This window comes from [Clostridium] scindens (assembly GCF_019597925.1).
Taxonomy (GTDB): domain Bacteria; phylum Bacillota; class Clostridia; order Lachnospirales; family Lachnospiraceae; genus Clostridium_AP.
The window spans coordinates 3,574,452-3,592,957 of record NZ_CP080442.1; the positions used below are offsets into that span (position 1 = coordinate 3,574,452).

Below are 18,506 nucleotides of genomic sequence, written 5' to 3' on the forward strand. Positions count from 1 at the left end.
AAATCTATTTGTTTTTCAAGCCTTTTTACCATTTAATTAATCATTTTTAACGGATAATACTTTTTCCTGTACAGATTTCGGAACTGGCTCATATTTCTCAAAGAACATTGAGTAATTTCCACGTCCCTGTGTTCTGGAACGCAGGTCTGTAGAGTATCCGAACATCTCTGACAGCGGCACGTAAGCACGTACGATCTTTCCGCCGCCCAGGTCATCCATACCTTCCACGCGTCCACGGCGAGAGTTGATATCGCCGATAACATCGCCCATATATTCTTCCGGCATCGTTACCTCAACCTTCATGATAGGCTCAAGAAGTACTGGAGCGGACTTCTTCATTGCATCCTTGAACGCTAATGATCCGGCAATGTGGAATGCCATTTCACTGGAATCGACTTCATGGTAAGAACCATCGTATACGTTAGCCTTAACTCCAACTACCGGGAATCCTCCCAGGATACCGGACTTCATAGCCTCTTCGATACCTTCGCCTACTGCCGGGATATATTCCTTCGGAATCGCTCCGCCGACAACAGTAGATTCAAACTTGTAGGTCTCTTCTCCGTTAACGTCCATTGGCTCGAACTTAACTTTACAGTGTCCGTACTGTCCACGTCCGCCTGACTGTTTCGCGTACTTGCTGTCCACGTCAACCGGCTTGGTGAATGCTTCTTTGTATGCAACCTGAGGAGCTCCGACATTAGCCTCTACCTTGAATTCACGCAGAAGTCTGTCTACGATGATCTCCAGGTGAAGTTCTCCCATACCAGCGATGATCGTCTGTCCTGTCTCATGATCCGTATGAGCACGGAATGTCGGGTCTTCTTCTGCAAGTTTTGCAAGAGATTCTCCAAGTTTTCCCTGGGATGCCTTTGTCTTTGGCTCGATAGCCAGCTCGATAACCGGCTCCGGGAATTCCATGGACTCTAAGATAACCGGATGTCTCTCATCACAGATGGTATCTCCTGTAGTCGTAAACTTGAATCCGATCGCTGCGGCGATATCGCCAGCGTATACCTTCTCAAGTTCTTCCCTCTTATTGGCATGCATCTGAAGGATACGTCCAACACGTTCCTTCTTGCCTTTTGTCGCATTCAGCACGTAAGATCCTGAATTGATAGATCCTGAATAAACTCTGAAGTATGCCAGTTTTCCTACGAATGGGTCTGTCATAATCTTGAATGCCAGAGCAGAGAATGGCTCTTCATCAGAAGAATGTCTCTCTACTTCATTGCCATCCTCATCCGTACCTGTGATGGCAGGGATGTCTGTAGGTGCAGGCATGTATTCAACGACTGCATCCAGAAGTTTCTGAACGCCTTTATTTCTATATGCGGTTCCGCAGCATACCGGAACTGCCGTACACTCGCAAGTTGCTTTTCTGAGTGCTTTCTTCAAGTCGTCAACAGATGGCTCGTTTCCTTCCAGATATTCCATCATAAGATCATCATCAAGATCGCAGATCTTCTCTACCAGTTCTGTACGGTAAAGTTCTGCGTCATCCTGCATGTCTTCCGGAATATCTACAACGGAGATATCCTCGCCCTTCTCATCATTGTAGATATAGGCTTTCATCTCCATCAGGTCGATGATTCCCTTGAAATCATCTTCCTTGCCGATTGGCAGCTGAAGGCAGATCGCATTCTTTCCAAGTCTTGTCTTAATCTGTTCTACAGCGTTGTAGAAATCTGCACCCAGAATGTCCATCTTGTTGATAAATGCCATTCTTGGTACATTGTATGTGTCAGCCTGACGCCATACGTTTTCTGACTGCGGCTCAACGCCGCCCTTAGCACAGAATACGCCTACAGCGCCATCCAATACACGAAGTGAACGCTCAACCTCTACAGTGAAGTCAACGTGTCCCGGGGTATCAATAATATTGATACGGTGCTCAAGAGCGCCTTTTTTCGGCTTTGTCTGCTCTTCCAGCGTCCAGTGGCATGTCGTAGCTGCAGAAGTGATCGTGATACCTCTTTCCTGTTCCTGCTCCATCCAGTCCATGGTAGCAGTACCCTCATGAGTATCACCAATCTTATAGTTAACACCGGTATAATATAAGATACGTTCTGTCAATGTAGTCTTACCGGCATCAATATGAGCCATAATACCGATATTTCTTGTTCTCTCTAATGGATATTCTCTTCCAGCCAAGATTTTTTCCTCCTATATTATACGCAATTAGAAACGGTAGTGGGCAAATGCCTTGTTTGCCTCTGCCATCTTGTGCATATCTTCTTTCTTCTTTACGGATGCGCCTGTGTTGTTGGCTGCATCAAGAATCTCATTGGCCAATCTTTCTTCCATCGTCTTCTCTCCTCTTTTACGAGAATAGGATGTAAGCCAGCGAAGCGCTAAAGCCTGTCTTCTGTCTGCTCTAACTTCGATTGGTACCTGGTAGGTTGCTCCACCGATACGTCTTGCCTTTACCTCAAGTACTGGCATGATGTTGTTCATAGCCTCTTCGAATACTTCGATTGCCGGCTTGTCGGATTTTGCTGCAACCCTGTCAAATGCTCCGTATACAATCTTCTGGGCTACGCCCTTCTTGCCATCCAGCATGATGTTGTTGACAAGCTTGGTAACCACTTTGTTATTGTATAACGGATCCGCTAATACGTCTCTTTTTTGAGTATGTCCTTTACGTGGCACGGTTCTTCCCTCCTTAAACATGTTTGTGTAATTGTAAATGTTACACTGATTAATTCATCGGTACTCACATGTGTCTTTCTAATGATACTGTGTAGTGCACAGGACATTGATCTATATCCTTGCAACTTACTTAATCATAGTTCTGTTTGTGACTACATCTTCTTAACTAATGAACTTATTTCTTAGCGTCTTTTGGTCTCTTAGCACCGTATTTAGAACGTGCCTGCCTTCTCTTGGCAACACCTGCTGTGTCAAGCGTACCTCTAACGATATGATATCTTGTACCTGGAAGGTCTTTTACTCTTCCTCCACGGATAAGAACAACGCTATGCTCCTGAAGGTTGTGTCCCTCTCCTGGAATGTAGCTTGTTACTTCGATACCGTTAGACAGACGTACTCTGGCGATCTTTCTAAGAGCTGAGTTCGGCTTCTTCGGTGTTGCAGTCTTAACTGCTGTACATACGCCTCTCTTCTGAGGAGCGGATTCGTTCGTACTTCTCTTTCTTAAAGAGTTGTACCCTTTCTGAAGCGCTGGAGCGGTAGACTTCTTTACAGATGTCTGACGTCCTTTTTTTACTAACTGGTTAAATGTTGGCATTCTCTTTCACCTCCTACGATTATAATAAGTTGCTCATTCATTTTACCATGAATATTGGTGCACAAAAATACGATGCATCTTCATGCACGCTAAATTAGTGTATTACGATTCTCTACGGTTGTCAAGTGGTTTCTTGGCAATTTTCTTCTATTTTCCGCGGTTTTCTGCATTGGAAGGCCCTTATGGCCAGACATGCCAGGATGATTCCTGCCGCAACCCCCGCGCTGTCTATCATCACGTCCCTGATCTGCCCGCTGCGCCCCGGCACGAACAGCTGATGGAATTCATCGCTGGCCGCATAAGCCGCCCCTATAAGAAAGCAGGCCAGCAGCTGGCGCTTCCATGGCTTCCTGATATCCATGATAGCGCCTGTAAGCAGGATTCCGAGAAGGGCATACTCCGAGGCATGGGCCGCCTTGCGGACCGGATAGTCAATCTTTGCCGCAAACGCCGCCTGCCTTTTTCCCGGCCATTCCTTATATTCTTTTATGACTGCCTTGCCAATCAGCATTCCCACAGACCTGCTCATCTCCTCCGAATCTTCCGCCACCTTGGCTGAAAATGAGAAAATGACGATCATCCACAGGAGCGCTGCCACTGCAAATATTTTTCTGCGCATAACTACCTTCTTATTATAATCCTAATACATCCGCAATCGCGCCCATCTCTTCCAGTGCCACGTCAATCAAGTCGTCCAGGCTTAAGCCGGTAAACTCGATTGCTTCCATATAATCCCTATTTGCTCCCGCCGCGAATCTTAGTTCATTAAAACGTTTCATCACGGACTTGTGCTTCACGCTGGCAATCTTCTTATCCGGATAGATCTGCGCCACCGCTTTGACGAACCCGCTCATGGGGTCTGCCGCCAGCACCGCGTACTGAAGGGTGGTCTTCGCCTTCATGCCGCTCTTTGGATTGTGGGCGCAGATGGCGTCAAAGAGAATCTTGTCGTCAATTCCTTCTTTCTTAAGTATCTCCACGGATGTGGGGCCGTGGACGCTCATGTCATGCTGCCAGTCGCACTGTTCCTCATCCAGGTCGTGCAGCAGCCCTACGATTCCCCAATACTCCACATCATCCGGAGCAAGCCTTTTGGCGAGGCCTCTCATAATCGCCTCGACCGCATAGGAATGGGTAATGTAGTTCTCGCCCTTCATATATTTCATCAATATCTCATGTGCCTGTTCTCTGTTCATCCTAACTTCCTCCTTTAAACATTCTTGCATATGTATGTTATTGTAGCACACATATTTTTGAATGTGAAGTTACAGAAAATGCAGAATTTGGCATTGCTTTTCCCCGCTTCCTTCCGTATAATCTTTAGAGGAATTACTGAAACTATACTTTTACATGAGAGGAACCTATTATGGAACTAACAATACATACCTTTATCATCGTATGCCCCCTTGTCTTCCTGGCCGGCATGGTAGACGCCATCGGAGGAGGCGGCGGGCTGATTTCCCTTCCCGCCTATCTAATCGCCGGATTGCCGCCCCATGCGGCTGTTGCCACCAATAAGATGTCGTCCCCATTTGGCACCGCGCTTGCCACCTACCGCTTCGCCCGTAATCATCTGATCAATGTAAAGCTGGCCGTCCCATCCGTGATCGCGGCAATCATCGGCTCCTTCATCGGCTCCCATGTCTCTTTGATGGTGCCGGAAAAGGTCATGGCCTATGTGCTGGTGGTGGTCCTTCCCTTGTCCGCGTTCCTGGTATTAAATAAGAAGCTTTTCAATGACAAAGGTTCCAATGAAGTTACCCTTGACAGGCGCACCTATCTGACCGCGGCCATAGCTGCCTTTATCATCGGCTGCTACGACGGCTTCTACGGACCCGGTACCGGCACCTTCCTGATCATCGCGTTTACCGTATTTGCCAGGCTAAGCATCAAGACTGCCAACGCGCAGGCAAAGGTGATCAATCTCACGACGAATATTACCTCCCTGATCATCTTCCTGCTCAATGGGCAGGTGATCATCTCTCTGGGACTTGCCGCCGCGGCCTGCAATATGCTGGGAGGCTATATCGGAGCAGGCCTGGTCATGAAGAACGGCGCCCGGATCGCCAAGCCCAGCATTCTGTTCGTGCTAGTTCTTCTCGGCTGCAAAGTGGCTGGATTCTATTAAGATGATTCTTCCGGAACTACGATCAGCTCCTTCGTAAAATGATTCAGCACTTCGCAGCCATCTTCCGTAATCAGTACCAGATCCTCAATCCGTACCCCCAGATTCTCCTGCGGCAGATAGATGCCCGGTTCCACCGAGAAGCACTGGCCCACTTTGATGATATCCTGGTTCACGGAAGATACATCTGGAAATTCATGATCTTCCAGGCCGATGGAATGGCCTGTCCTGTGGGTAAAGTATTTTCCATATCCTTTTTCTTCTATATAATTCCTGGCCGCCAGATCCACATCGCACATCCGGTTCCCCGGTCTTGCGGCCTCTATGCCGCGCCGGTTTGCTTCTACTACGATATCGTAGATTTCTTTGGCACGCTTCGAAACCTCCCCGATAAATACCGTTCTTGTCATATCTGAGGCATAATTGTCTTTAAATGCCCCAATATCCAGGATTACGCAGTCTCCCCTTTTGCCTTTCGAGTCATCCGTTACATGGTGGGGGTCGGCCGCACCTTTGCCGTAAGCCGTAATCGGGTCAAAGGACACGTCCTCGCACCCCAGTTCCTTATAGATCTGGCGCATCTTGGCGTCCAGTTCCCGCTCCGTAAGCCCCTTTGCCACCCATGGAATGATTCTCTCCATGGCAATGTCGTTAAGCCTGGAAGATTCCCGCATCCGTTCCTGCTCTTTCTCATCCTTTACCGCTCGGATATAGTCAACGATCGGCGAGCCGTTGACATACCGGCTTCCTCCGCCCAATTCCTGCAGACGCAGCAGGAATCTGGCGGGCCAGGTCTTATCGATCCCGATGGCCTTGTCCTTTTCCACAAATCTGCTTAGAATCTCCACGCCGTCTTCTACATCGTCATACCAGACCAGTTCCACTCCGAGATCTTCTTCCTGCGGAAACAGCCTGTTGATCACCAGCCTGTGATTCCCGTCAACATTTAAGTATAATGCCAGCAGGCGCTCCCCAGGGTGAATCCATTTCCCTATCAGGTAGAAGATCGCCACCGGATCCGACACGATCATCTGGGGTATCCCTTGCTCCTTCATTGACTCCAGCACTCTCGCCACTTTGTTCTGATCCATCATTCATCCCGCCTTTCCTTTTAAGCAGCGAAAATCGGCAGTAAGAATACCACCGATTTCCACTGATTCATTATTCTATTCTGCCTATAATCGGCAAATCTTATTCCATTTCCCGGTTATTTTATATCATCAATCGTCTTGGTATGGCAGCTGTGCACGCAACCGCTGCAGCCACAGCCGCATCCGCAGGACCCCCCTGCCTTTTTCTTCTTCCACATGCTTCGCAGGATGAGTACTACGATTGCAAGAATGATTCCTCCCAGGACAGTTGTTGATAGTATACCGCTGATTGCCGCTAATGCCATGTCTTTTCCTTCTTTCTCTTAACTATGCCTTCGCCTTTTTGGCTCGCACGCTTGATATATTTACATTCAGTGTGGCGCTCTCCTTATAGGGCCGCAGAAGCAGATACAGGAACCCTGCCAGTATAAGAACCGCTGCCACAGTGCCAGCTGTAAAACCGCCGCCGGCAAGGAGGCTTCCGAACTGGAATACGCATAAGGACACCGCATAAGCCAGAAGCGTCTGATATCCGATCGCGAACCAGAACCACTTGGCATTGTTCATCTCCCGCTTGATCGCGCCCATGGCCGCAAAGCAAGGCGCGCACAGAAGGTTGAATACGAGGAACGAATAGGCCGCCACAGCCGTCATGCTTGCCGCGAGGGTTCCCCATACTTCTGCCCCATCTTCCGCGACTTCCGCGAATCCATAGAGGATGCCAAAGGTTCCCACCACGTTCTCTTTTGCCACCAGCCCGGTGATCGCTGCCACCGCTGATTTCCAGTCTCCCCAGCCAAGCGGCGCAAAGATCCATGCAATCCCTCTTCCGATCGCCGCAAGGAAACCGTCGCTTAGGTCTTCCACCATGCCAAAGCGTCCGTCTGCCATGCCAAAATTGGAGGCAAACCAGATGAAGATGGTGGATAAAAGGATGATCGTTCCCGCCTTCTTAATGAAAGACCAGCCCCGTTCCCACATGCTTCTTAGCACGTTTCCTACGGTTGGCATATGGTAGGCCGGAAGTTCCATGACAAAGGGGGCCGGCTCTCCCGCAAACATCCTGGTCTTCTTCAGGATGATTCCCGAGCAGATGATTGCCGCGATGCCCACAAAGTATGCGCTAGGCGCAACCCAGGAGGCTCCGCCGAACAGCGCGCCCGCAATAAGGGCAATGATCGGCAGCTTGGCGCCGCATGGGATGAACGTGGTCGTCATAATGGTCATCTTGCGATCCCGATCGTTCTCAATCGTCCTGGATGCCATGATCCCCGGCACGCCGCACCCTGTGCCGATCAGCATCGGGATGAAGGACTTGCCGGACAGGCCGAACTTGCGGAAGATCCGGTCCATAATGAATGCAACTCTTGCCATATAGCCGCAGGCTTCCAGAAACGCCAGGAAGATAAACAGCACCAGCATCTGCGGAACGAATCCAAGCACCGCGCCCACGCCCGCTACAATCCCGTCAAGAATCAGGCTCTGAAGCCATCCCACGCAGTTGACGGCGTCAAGGGCGTTGCCGATGATAACGGGAATTCCCGGAACATCCCTTCCAAACAGGCGGAACCCATCTCCGAATAGCCCGTCATTGGCCCAGTCTGTCGCCCAAGTGCCTACCGTTGAGACGGACACGTAATATACGAGCCACATCACAGCCGCGAATATCGGAAGCGCAAGCCACCGGTTTGTAACAATTCTATCAATCTTATCCGATGTCGTCAACTTTTCTTTCCGCGCCTTTACAAGGCTGTCACGGATCACAGATGCTATGTAATTGTAACGCTCGTTCGTAATGATGCTCTCTGCATCGTCGTCATATTCCTTTTCCACGGCGGCGATGATGCCTTCTACTTCCGGCACACGTTTCAGCTGTTCCTCGATCTTGTCGTCCCGCTCAAACAGTTTGATCGCGTAAAACCGTTTCTGCTCCTCGGGGACTTCTGTCAGCATCGTCTCAATCTCATCCAGAGCCGCCTCCACCTCAGGAGCAAATTCATGCACCGGCGCAGCTACGCCGTTCGCCCTGGCAAGCCGCACCGCTTTGGACGCGGCCTCTTTGATGCCTTCTCCTTTAAGCGCTGATATAGATACCACTTCGCAGCCTAATTTCTCAGACAGTATCTTCGTATTAATCTGGTCGCCTGACTTTTTCACCACGTCCATCATGTTGACCGCCATGACTACTGGTATGCCAAGTTCCATCAGCTGGGTACTCAGATACAGATTGCGTTCCAGATTGGTTCCGTCCACGATATTCAATATCGCGTCGGGACGCTGTCCGATCAAATAGTTTCTCGCAACCACTTCTTCTAATGTGTATGGGGACAGGGAATAGATGCCCGGCAGGTCTGTCACCGTGACGTCCTTGTCGTCTTTTAGCCTTCCTTCCTTTTTCTCCACCGTTACCCCCGGCCAGTTTCCGACAAACTGATTGGATCCGGTGAGCGCGTTAAATAACGTAGTCTTTCCACTGTTCGGGTTGCCGGCAAGCGCTATCTTCACTCCCATTTTCATTCCTCCTGTAATCTCTTTACTGTACTTCGATCATCTGGGCATCCACTTTCCTCAAAGAAAGTTCATAGCCCCGCACCGTCACCTCTACCGGGTCTCCCAGAGGCGCTACCTTTCTGACGAATACCTGGGTTCCTTTTGTAATGCCCATATCCATAATTCTGCGTTTTACCGCCCCTTCGCCGTGCAGCTTTACGACAGATACGCTCTGGTTGCATTTAATGTCTTTCAATGTCCGCATCCTTACCGCTTCCTCCTATATCATGATCTTATTCGCAATCCCTTTGCTGACCGCGACTCTGGAGTCCTTCACCTGCACAATGATGTTCCCCTCATTGCTTGATACGACTCTCACTTCCTCGCCTGTTACAAACCCCAGATTCTCAAGGAACCGCTTCACGTCGTCCCGTCCCTTGATCCGCTTGATTTCAGCCGTCTCTCCAGAATTCAGCATTGTCAGTGGCATCATGATCACTCCTTATCTGTATTGATTTTGATTATCATTTACATTGGTATTATATGTCAATTGAGAACCGTTGTCAATAGTGTATTTTATAATTTTGTTGCAATACTCATCGAAAAGCAAGGGGAAGAAGCATAAAAACGCTTCTTCCCCTTGCTTTTGAGGTAAATATATTACGAAATAAATTTTAAGAAATTGTCATGATAAATCTTCTTGAGGATCTCCGGCGTCAGACCTAGCCCATGCATCAGGCGCTCTTTGCCCTCTGTAAAATAATAGCCGTCGGGAGAAAGGATATAATCCCCTTTCTCTTCCAGAAAACGGGTTGTCAGTTCAAGCCTTGACCGGCTTTCTTCTATAGATAAGGGAATCGGCTCCTCGTAGATCAGAGACCTTGCGCCGATGTCCGTTCCAAAGCAGATCCGATCCTGATACTTTGCGAAAAAGGCCTTCGCCTCCTCTTCCTGGTCGGAAAGGTTGTAGTATAACTCTATCCCAGGCGTTACATCCGTATGTACATTCGGATACCGGTCAAATATAGCGGCCAGCCTTCCCAAGTCTTTTGACAGGAAGAAGAAATGCGGAAACAGAATGCGAAGCCGTGGATGCCTCTTTAATACTTCCTGCATCTGCCTGTACTGATCCTCATTATTTACATAGGTTTCGTCATAAAACCATCCGGCTTTCCTGGCATATTCGGACACTTTGCTCTCATCCCAGAATTCTTCCGGGTCGTTCACATGCATGTATACCGGAATCTGCCGCTTCTCCAGCACGTCCCAATATTCCTCCCAGATCTCGTCGTCAAAATCCGGAATAGGGTATTCCTTGCGCACGTTGGGCTTTCCTTCCAGCATCTTGATGCCGTCGCAGCCCATTGTCATCAGACGGTCGATTTCGCTGGGAAGTGCTTCCGCCATCCGGCCAGAGGACAGGGAGAATATCCTTCTGTCCAGCCCTCCGAATATGTATACCGGCACGCTGCTTTGCCGCTTGAATGAGAAAGCATCCTCTTCCACCGGTATCTTTCCGCCTTTTGGAATGCACTGAAGCGCTACGCCGCTTAAGCCATAAGCCTCAATTATGTACCGCAGCCTCTCGGCCTCCAAACTGTCTGCATAGTGAATGTGTCCATCAATCATCTTAGTATTCCACCTCTACTGGAAGGCCTGTATCTGCGGATTCGTGGATAGCAATGATCGCCAGCGCCGTCTTTCTCGCGTCTTCCAGCGTCACCCGGAACTCTCTGCCGTCTACCAGGCGGTCCACGAAATCGCGGATGCTTTCATAGGACAGTCCCTTGCAGCGGTCGAATACCATATTGGATACAAGGATATCCGGCACGCTTGCCTTCTCTTCCGTCACCTCTTCAATCAGATTGTGGCTGGAAAGATCCAGGCTGATCATGCCTTCCGTGCACATGACGCTGCAGCGGAAATCATTGATATTGCGGTTGCCATTGGGCGTCACCCACCCGTTTTCCATATGGGCCACTCCGCCCTTCTCGAATTCGATGGTTGTCAGATAGATGTCCGGGGTATCCACGCCTAATTCCTTTAATATGCCTTCTTTTTTCACAGAATACACCCTTTTTACCTCGTCGTCAAACAGCCATCTGAGGGAATCCAGGCTGTGGCTTCCTAAGAACCACAGGATCGAAGATTTGGAGGCCCAGGACAGCATGTCTGTGGCCACCCACTTTACGTCGCTGTGACGGATATAAGCGGTATACGGCGTTCCCAGCTTGCCGGAGGAGATCTCCTGCTTTGCCGTGTTAAACGGCGGGTTCCAGCGGTTGTGCAGATCCACCATGCAGCGCACCTGGTTTCTGTTGACTGCCTCGCAGATCCTTGCGATATCTTCCTTCGTGGTTGCCAGCGGCTTCTCGATCAGTATATTCTTCTTTGCGTCCGCCATGGCCACCGCGATATCCGCATGGGCAAAGTCAGGGGTAACGATCGCAACCGCGTCCACTTCCTCATCCGCCGCCAGGTCATGGTAGTCCGTATATACTTTGCGGATGCCATATTTGTCGGCTATGGCCCGCGCTCTTTCTTCATTCATGTCGCAGATGGCCACCGGATCCGCAAACAGATGCTCCGCATAGATGGAGGCATGTGTCTCGCCCCAGGTTCCGGCACCTACGATGCCCATTCTAATCTGTTTCATTTCCATGACTATTCATCCTCTTTTCTTTCCATTATTGTTTCACTGCTCCGGCAGTCATTCCGCCCACCAGATGCTTCTGAAGCGCCAGGAACAATATGACTACAGGTATCGTGATCAGAACCGCCCCAGCCATAAGCGTTCCCCAGTTGGTAGCGTACTGCCCCTGGAAGCTGGCAATTCCGATTGGCAGCGTCCAGTTCTCATAACTCTTCATAAATGTGCTTGCAAACAGGTACTCATTCCATCCAGTGATGAAGGAGAACAGCCCCGTGGCTACCAGCCCCGGAATGGTAAGGGGCATGACCACGGTAGCGAAGCACCGGAATCTTCCGGCCCCGTCCACCTTTGCCGCCTCCTCAAGGGATACCGGTATGGAATCGAAGAAGCCCTTCATCATCCAGGTACAGAACGGAACGGAGAATGTGGCGTAAGCCATAACCAGTCCCATCCTGGTATCCAGAAGCTGCATGTTGCCCATGATAATATAAAGCGGTATGATCAGCAGCGATCCTGGAAGTACCTGGGTTGTCAGTATGATGTAGGAAAGCGCGTTCCTGCCCCGGAACCGGAATCTTGAGATTCCATAGCCTCCCAAAGTAGCGATTACCATGGAAAACAGCGTGGTAAGCAACGATACGATGACACTGTTCACCGTCCACTGCATGAAGTCGAACGTGGTGGACTTGGTGGTAAGCATCTCTTCATAGCCGTTAGCCGTCGGATTCTTCGGTACGAAGCTTGGCGTGCTGCTATACACTTCCTGCGCCGGCTTGAAGGAGGTGGATATCATCCAAACAAATGGAAATAGCGCGAATATGCATACGATGATCACCAGGATTACCGTTATTATTTTTCTGCCGTTTTTCTTTTTCATGCCTCATCCTCCCCCCGATTCACAACCTTGAAATAGAAGAATGTAAATACCAGCGATACCAGCAGCATGAGCATTCCTGCGGCAGCGGCCTTACCAAAGTCAAAGTACTTAAATCCAGTCTGCTGCACATAGATCGTCAGTAGCTCCGTCGCCCTCGACGGCCCGCCCTTGGTCAATACATAGGCGATCGCATAGTCTTTGATCGTCCAGATGATTAGCAGCAGGAATACGATAGTAGACACGGACTTGATGGATGGAACCGTAATGTAGCGTATCTTCTGGAACGTGGTTGCCCCATCAATATCGGCTGCCTCGTACAGGTCTGACGAGACGCTTTGCATGCCTGCCAGAAGCATGATCGCCACGAAGGGGAATCCCTTCCATATGTTGACAACCATTGCCGCCGGCAAGGCAACCGAGACATCCTGCAGATATGCGATGTTCTTCGACAGGATTCCCGCATTGTTCAGCAGGAAATTAATGATTCCATAGTCCTGGTCGTACATCAGAATCCAGACCAGGCATGCTACGACTTCCGGAATGGCCCATGGGATGATGATCAGCGCCCTGGCAAGGCCTCTTCCAAGAAATTTGGTATTCAAAAGCAATGCCGTTATGAATCCCAGCACATATCTTCCCAGCACGGTCACCACGATGTAGATCAGCGTTACCTTTACGGAATTGAAGAAATAATCATCCCCCAGCACTGCCTGATAGTTCTTAAGTCCCACAAAATAGTTTCCGGCTGAGGACGGCTTCGCTATGTAATAGTACTGGAAGCTCATGATCGCAGCCTTTACGATGGGAACGATGAGAAATACCAGGATGATCAGAAGCAGCGGTACCAGGAAGGCATAGGGCTCCATTTTCTTTTTAATTTTTCTCTTTTTACTTATGTTCATCTATGGACCACTCCCTGTGTAGTTTTCTTATTCCTGCCTGCTCATTACTTCCTCGATCTGCTTCTGCGCATTATCCATCTCGGTCTGTACGTCCGCCGCCTGCTCTGAGAACATCTTCTGCGCCGCATCCAGCATTACCTGGGAGATCTCTCCTAGCTGGGCAATATTCGGGTCTGCGATCAGTTCTGCGTAATTATTCTGCATGAAGCCTACGATGGCATATTCTAACTCATGGTTCTTGATGTACTCGTCGCTGGTGGAGTAATCGGTATTGCTTGGGATCATTCCGCAGTCCGCGATCAGCGCCTGGGCCTCATCCGTAGTCATCCACTCCAGGAATGCGTATGCTTCATCCGGATGCTCGCAGTTCTTGCTGATCATGGTTACCAGCGGATAGTTGGTCGGATTTGGCTTATAGGTCTCTCCCTCATAGGTCACATCAAACTGTGGAATGATTCCGATATCATCCATCAGGGACTCATCTCTTTCCTTGGACATTCCCACGAACCATGGGCCATCCATGTTGAACGGAACTTCGCCGTTCCAGAACATCTCTCTGGAATCCTTCTTATCGGTTACCAGCTTCGCAGCCTTGTCCTTCAGTATGAAGTCCTGCCACCACTGGGCTGCCCATACGTTTTCAGGCGCATTGACATTGACATTGTCCGCCGTATATGGCTCTGACTCTCCGTTCGGGAAGTACAGTCCGCCGGATACCGGCCTTGCGATCAGACGGCTCCACTCGCTTACGGTAAACGCGTGAGTTCCGGATACGACGCCCATGGCGTACTTGCCGTCTTTCGTGAACTTCGCGCATGCCTCACGGAAATCTTCCTGTGTCTTGATAGACTCTGGATCGACTCCTGCATCCTCAAGCATGGATTTGCGGTAGAAGATACCTGTGGTTCCCCATGCATAACTGGAGATCGCCAGCGTCTCCCCATTCACATCGCACATATCTTGTCCTACCAACTTACCCTTCAATTCATCGCTCATGTAGTCTGACAGATCGATGAACGTGCCATCCTCCCTGATGGCATGATAGGTGGAGATGTTCTCCGGATACACCTGGATCATGTCGCTTTCGTTGTTCGCCAGGATCTCTGTCGTGATGTTGTCCCAATATCCGTCGTATCCTGCGCCTAAGATCTCGATCTCAACGTCTGGATTTTTCTTGTTGTAAGCCTCCAGCAAGGCATCGATCGCTTTCTGGTGTGGCTCCTCTACATACACAGATGTAGAAAATGTAAGCTTGATCTTCCCGTCGTTCTTGGCCTCCCCCTTGTCTTCCTTTTTGCTGCCGCATGCAGATAATCCTGCAACCATAGCAACGCACAGCAGTACCGAGAGTAACCGCATTCTTTTTTTCATAACCTTTCCTCCTTTTCTAATAGGTTTCCTCTGATTAAAATTATATAAATTTCTACTTTTATATAAAATGTAAATTCCTCAGTTTGAGTGTGTTATTTTATGAGCATTTTACATTTTATCTGATAACTGGTTTTTTTCGCCCTCATCGTTTGATATTTTCTTAACATTTCCACATATCTATTGCACATCTCTCCCCGAATCATGTATACTTAGACGTGCGTAAGCACGCCTCCCGGAAGAGGCATGTATTACGGAAGGGAGGAGTTTTAATGTACAAAGTGATTATAATCGATGATGAGCCTTGGACAATTGTAGATATTGAGCAGACATTTGCACTAGATGATATGGGATTTGAGATTATTGACTCCTTCCGTACGCCGCAAAAAGCGCTGCCCGCAATCGTGGCAAAGAAGCCGGATCTTGTCATTACAGACATCCGGATGCCTGGCATGACCGGTCTTGAACTAATGCAAAAGGTCAGGCAGCAGCATATCAGCTGCGAATTCATCGTCGTCAGCGGATACAGCGATTTCTCCTACGCCAAGGAGGCGATTGCCTACGGAGTCGCCGGATATTGCCTGAAGCCTCTGAACCCCGACGAGACGGCCCTGTGCCTGAAAAGAGTCCGTGAATCCCTGGATAAGCGCGGCGCGGTCCCGGAACTTCCCACCTACATTGACAATAATTTCGAGAAAATATTGAACTATATGAACACTCATTTTTCGGAAAAAATTACCTTGAAATCTCTGGCCGCAGAGTTTGATATGAATCCCAATTACTGCTGCTCCCTATTCTCCAAATACTTGGACAAGACCTTCTCCCAGCATTTGACGGAACTGCGGATAAACGAGGCCCAGTCTCTCCTTAAGAACAGTTCCTATTCCCTGGAGCAGGTAGCCTCCCTGGTTGGCTATAGCGACTACTTCTACTTCAGCAAAGTCTTTAAAAAGCAGTGCACCTACTCCCCCAAGGAATATCGCAAACTATTCTCAGCCACAAAGGAGAGCAGCCAATGAAAAAATCCTTATCAAGCCAGTTTGTCGCCATTCTTCTGATCCCGCTCATCCTCATACTGGCAACCAATTACTATATTATCACAGAGATCCGCAGGGATCAGAGCCAGAGCCTGAAACGCTATTGCAGCACTACTCTCGACAACATCGAGATCAATATAGCCTCTATGGCAACCAGCATGAAGAAGACCTCCACCATGTTCTCTTCCAAGCAGGAGACCCAGTCCTATCTTCAAAGCGCCTCCACAGACACCCATCAGCTGCAGCGCCAGTCTTTCTCTGACTTGATCGGCATGTCCCAGTCCTATACGCCGGATCTGGTGGACATCATCGTATGGGATAAGAATTCGCCAACCAGCATGATCAGCTATATTCCCGCCGACATGGAGAACTTTACCGTAGAACGTTTTCGCAACTCTGCCATGAATAAGCAGAGTTACTTTGAGTTCTATATACAGCCTGCCACCCGCGAGCCTTTCCTGATGTATTTCAGCCCCGTTTTTATGACCACATTTTCTGAGGATTTTGGAAAATATATTGGGAACATCGCCATTATCTGTAAGACGGAGACCCTAAGCAAGCTGGTGAACTCCACTTCTGATATGCAACTGCAGATTAAGGATGAGGCAAGCCGAAAAATCTTGTATTCCAACAATTATACGCTGCCGAAGCAGGAGATTCCCAATCCTAAGACATATGAAGAGACGCTTCGCATTCCGAACACCAATCTGTCTGTGGATGGCACTGCATATGCCAGCCAGGTCAGCCTTCTCAATGACAGCCGGTCCGGCCCCCTTATACTGTTCGCCCTGCTGTCCTTATTCTACCTGGCTTATATTGCCTTTGCCGTGCACCACATTATAATCAGGCCTATCCATAAGCTGAATCAGGAAATCGAAGCTATCGATTATGAGCATGACAAGCCGCAGATACGTACTTCGCTCAAGAATGAGATCGGCTCCATCGCCTCCCATGTAAATACGCTACTAGAGAGAGTTTACTCTCTCAATCAGCACAACATCGCCTCCCAGGCAAGGCTGTATGAGATGGAGCTGAGCAAAAAGCAGACGCAGCTCTACGCCTATCAGAGCCAGATTAATCCACATTTCCTCTACAACATGCTCCAATGTATGAGAGGCATCTCACTGATGCACGGAATCCGGGAGGTCGCCCAGATCTGCACCAACATGGCAGACCTGTTCCGCTATTCTATCAAGGGAGCATTTCTGGTATACCTGGAAGACGAGCTGAGCATTATAGACAAGTATCTCTATATGATCCGGGTGCGTTTTCAGGATAAGATCACTTACAGCCTGGAGATTGCCGAGGATACGAAAAAGTGCAAGATACCCAAGATGATTCTGCAGCCATTGGTGGAGAACTCCATCTTCCATGGCCTGGAATCCATCGAAGATAATGGCTTCATCCATATACGGACCTTTCGGGAGGGGGACGGCCTGTTCATTACCATCCAGGATAATGGCATCGGGTTTGACGAAGTTACATTAAAAGAACTGGAGGAACTGCTGTCCCAGGATATTCCCAGCGACATCAATGCCACCTTCAACGAAGCCAAAGGCCTCGGCATCATCAATATCCACAATAAGATCCGCCTATATGAAGGGACAGAATATGGAATCAGCATTCTAAGCAGGCCGTCCGATACCTTGGTCACCATCCGCCTGAATGCCAGGCAGCCAGATGGCTCCTGATATTACAAAAGCCTCCAGGCAGTTCCTTGATCCAACTGCCTGGAGGCATAATATTTCCCTATATAGTCCAACCTGCTTCTAACAGTTTTCCTCGATAAAGCAGACCTTGTTCTTTTCCTTCTTTGCCTTGTACATGGCCTGGTCCGCCTTTCCCAGAATGTCTTTCATCACGCCGCTGTTATGAATCGCGCCTATGCTGACGGACAGTCTCAGTTCCGGATATCCCTCGAACGAAACCGATTCCACCGCCTCTCTTATATCCTCTATCCTTGTCTTCAGCACTTCTGCCGGAATCTCGCTGAATACGATAAAGAACTCATCTCCGCCGTAACGGATCACCGTATCCACCTTTCTCGTCGAGGACATCAGGATCTCTCCAATCTTCCTAAGCGCCAGGTCGCCAACCTCATGGCCGTACCTGTCGTTGACATATTTGAAATTGTCTACATCGACCAGCGCAAATCCATCGACCATGTGAATCATGCCTTTTACCTGCTCATCATAATACCGACGATTATAGGTACCCGTCAGGGAATCGGTATAAAGCCTGCTATTCAGGTTGGTAATGGTGTCTACAAATTCGTTCTTTCCATAAGCGTCAAATAGCGTCTCGTCCGTAACCTTTGTCACCATCTCAAGGGCATATGGCTCCTCGTCCACCTCAATGTACTTTGACATTACATAGTATACTTCATTATCTACAAACTCGTACTTTGCCATCTGCGACTTCTTGGCAAATGCCTTGGAGGATATACAGTTTTCGCATCTTCTATCCTTACGCCATACGGCATAGCATTCGTAAGGCTCCCTTGTGATCTCGCCATTGCTGTCGATGGAGCATTCGAGAGTCCTGGTCACATCTACCAGCCTTACAATGTCAAATACCAATTTCAATTCATCTATCAATAAAGATACTTCCTGCCTATTCATAGCCAGCTCCTTATCCTATCTATCATTCTCAGCCTTTTCCTAACGTACAGGTCTTAATTGTTATATTATATCCCACAAAGAGGCAAAAAGCA

Annotated in this window: 19 protein-coding genes; 3 read left to right on the top strand and 16 right to left on the bottom strand. The window is 49.0% G+C overall.

What is annotated here, in order from left to right:
- Nucleotides 1-36 precede the first annotated feature (36 nt).
- From fusA to K0036_RS17210, 5 genes are all read right to left on the bottom strand, one after another.
- The gene (gene fusA, locus K0036_RS17190; RefSeq protein ID WP_025641768.1) at nucleotides 37-2,154 is read right to left on the bottom strand and encodes an elongation factor G; all 2,118 of its coding nucleotides are present in this window, start codon (nucleotides 2,152-2,154) and stop codon (nucleotides 37-39) included.
- 27 nt (nucleotides 2,155-2,181) lie between these two features.
- Nucleotides 2,182-2,652, bottom strand: a complete 471-nt coding sequence (gene rpsG, locus K0036_RS17195) for a 30S ribosomal protein S7 (RefSeq protein ID WP_025641766.1) — start codon at nucleotides 2,650-2,652, stop codon at nucleotides 2,182-2,184.
- Nucleotides 2,653-2,827: 175 nt separating this feature from the next.
- On the bottom strand, nucleotides 2,828-3,250 hold the full coding sequence (rpsL, locus tag K0036_RS17200; RefSeq protein WP_009249607.1) for a 30S ribosomal protein S12: 423 nt from the start codon (nucleotides 3,248-3,250) through the stop codon (nucleotides 2,828-2,830).
- Between the two features lie 121 nt (nucleotides 3,251-3,371).
- Nucleotides 3,372-3,869: a VanZ family protein gene (locus K0036_RS17205; RefSeq protein WP_025641764.1), complete on the bottom strand. Its 498-nt coding sequence runs from the start codon at nucleotides 3,867-3,869 to the stop codon at nucleotides 3,372-3,374.
- Nucleotides 3,870-3,882: 13 nt separating this feature from the next.
- Nucleotides 3,883-4,446: an HD domain-containing protein gene (locus tag K0036_RS17210; protein WP_025641762.1), complete on the bottom strand. Its 564-nt coding sequence runs from the start codon at nucleotides 4,444-4,446 to the stop codon at nucleotides 3,883-3,885.
- Between the two features lie 170 nt (nucleotides 4,447-4,616).
- Here K0036_RS17210 and K0036_RS17215 point away from each other — a divergent pair, with 170 nt between their 5' ends.
- A complete protein-coding gene (locus K0036_RS17215; protein WP_025641760.1) occupies nucleotides 4,617-5,378 on the top strand; it encodes a sulfite exporter TauE/SafE family protein in 762 nt (253 codons plus the stop codon).
- On the opposite strand, the gene K0036_RS17220 is transcribed toward K0036_RS17215, so the two are convergent.
- The 10 genes from K0036_RS17220 to K0036_RS17265 all read right to left on the bottom strand — a co-directional run bounded on the left by K0036_RS17220 (nucleotide 5,375) and on the right by K0036_RS17265 (nucleotide 14,759).
- Nucleotides 5,375-6,466 (bottom strand): M24 family metallopeptidase, encoded by a 1,092-nt coding sequence (locus K0036_RS17220; protein WP_025641758.1) that lies wholly within the window; start codon nucleotides 6,464-6,466, stop codon nucleotides 5,375-5,377. The genes K0036_RS17215 and K0036_RS17220 overlap by 4 nt on opposite strands.
- A gap of 116 nt (nucleotides 6,467-6,582) precedes the next feature.
- Nucleotides 6,583-6,771, bottom strand: coding sequence for a FeoB-associated Cys-rich membrane protein (locus K0036_RS17225; RefSeq protein WP_025641756.1), 189 nt, complete (start codon nucleotides 6,769-6,771; stop codon nucleotides 6,583-6,585).
- Between the two features lie 22 nt (nucleotides 6,772-6,793).
- Nucleotides 6,794-8,977: a ferrous iron transport protein B gene (gene feoB, locus K0036_RS17230; RefSeq protein ID WP_025641754.1), complete on the bottom strand. Its 2,184-nt coding sequence runs from the start codon at nucleotides 8,975-8,977 to the stop codon at nucleotides 6,794-6,796.
- A 22-nt stretch (nucleotides 8,978-8,999) separates the two neighbouring features.
- Nucleotides 9,000-9,221 carry a FeoA family protein gene (locus tag K0036_RS17235; RefSeq protein WP_220430262.1) on the bottom strand — a complete coding sequence of 74 codons (222 nt, stop codon included), beginning with the start codon at nucleotides 9,219-9,221 and terminating at the stop codon, nucleotides 9,000-9,002.
- A gap of 15 nt (nucleotides 9,222-9,236) precedes the next feature.
- On the bottom strand, nucleotides 9,237-9,449 hold the full coding sequence (locus tag K0036_RS17240; protein WP_004606387.1) for a FeoA family protein: 213 nt from the start codon (nucleotides 9,447-9,449) through the stop codon (nucleotides 9,237-9,239).
- A 167-nt stretch (nucleotides 9,450-9,616) separates the two neighbouring features.
- Nucleotides 9,617-10,585, bottom strand: coding sequence for an amidohydrolase family protein (locus K0036_RS17245; RefSeq protein WP_173694126.1), 969 nt, complete (start codon nucleotides 10,583-10,585; stop codon nucleotides 9,617-9,619).
- 1 nt (nucleotide 10,586) lies between these two features.
- Nucleotides 10,587-11,618: a Gfo/Idh/MocA family protein gene (locus K0036_RS17250; RefSeq protein ID WP_004606389.1), complete on the bottom strand. Its 1,032-nt coding sequence runs from the start codon at nucleotides 11,616-11,618 to the stop codon at nucleotides 10,587-10,589.
- A gap of 25 nt (nucleotides 11,619-11,643) precedes the next feature.
- Nucleotides 11,644-12,486 (bottom strand): carbohydrate ABC transporter permease, encoded by an 843-nt coding sequence (locus K0036_RS17255; protein ID WP_220430263.1) that lies wholly within the window; start codon nucleotides 12,484-12,486, stop codon nucleotides 11,644-11,646.
- Entirely contained in the window at nucleotides 12,483-13,388 is a 906-nt protein-coding gene (locus K0036_RS17260; RefSeq protein ID WP_025641739.1) for a carbohydrate ABC transporter permease, read from the bottom strand. Before K0036_RS17260 ends, K0036_RS17255 begins: the two co-directional genes overlap by 4 nt.
- A 27-nt stretch (nucleotides 13,389-13,415) precedes the next feature.
- Entirely contained in the window at nucleotides 13,416-14,759 is a 1,344-nt protein-coding gene (locus tag K0036_RS17265) for an ABC transporter substrate-binding protein (RefSeq protein ID WP_025641738.1), read from the bottom strand.
- Nucleotides 14,760-15,028: 269 nt separating this feature from the next.
- Between K0036_RS17265 and K0036_RS17270 the strand changes: the two genes are divergently transcribed.
- Together K0036_RS17270 and K0036_RS17275 are read left to right on the top strand one after the other, a co-directional pair.
- On the top strand, nucleotides 15,029-15,775 hold the full coding sequence (locus K0036_RS17270) for a response regulator transcription factor (protein WP_025641737.1): 747 nt from the start codon (nucleotides 15,029-15,031) through the stop codon (nucleotides 15,773-15,775).
- Nucleotides 15,772-17,484, top strand: coding sequence for a sensor histidine kinase (locus tag K0036_RS17275; protein WP_220430264.1), 1,713 nt, complete (start codon nucleotides 15,772-15,774; stop codon nucleotides 17,482-17,484). The genes K0036_RS17270 and K0036_RS17275 overlap by 4 nt, the downstream gene beginning before the upstream one ends.
- Nucleotides 17,485-17,562: 78 nt before the next feature.
- On the opposite strand, the gene K0036_RS17280 is transcribed toward K0036_RS17275, so the two are convergent.
- Complete coding sequence (locus K0036_RS17280) at nucleotides 17,563-18,414, bottom strand: GGDEF domain-containing protein (RefSeq protein ID WP_220430265.1); 852 nt, start codon at nucleotides 18,412-18,414, stop codon at nucleotides 17,563-17,565.
- Nucleotides 18,415-18,506: the final 92 nt, after the last annotated feature.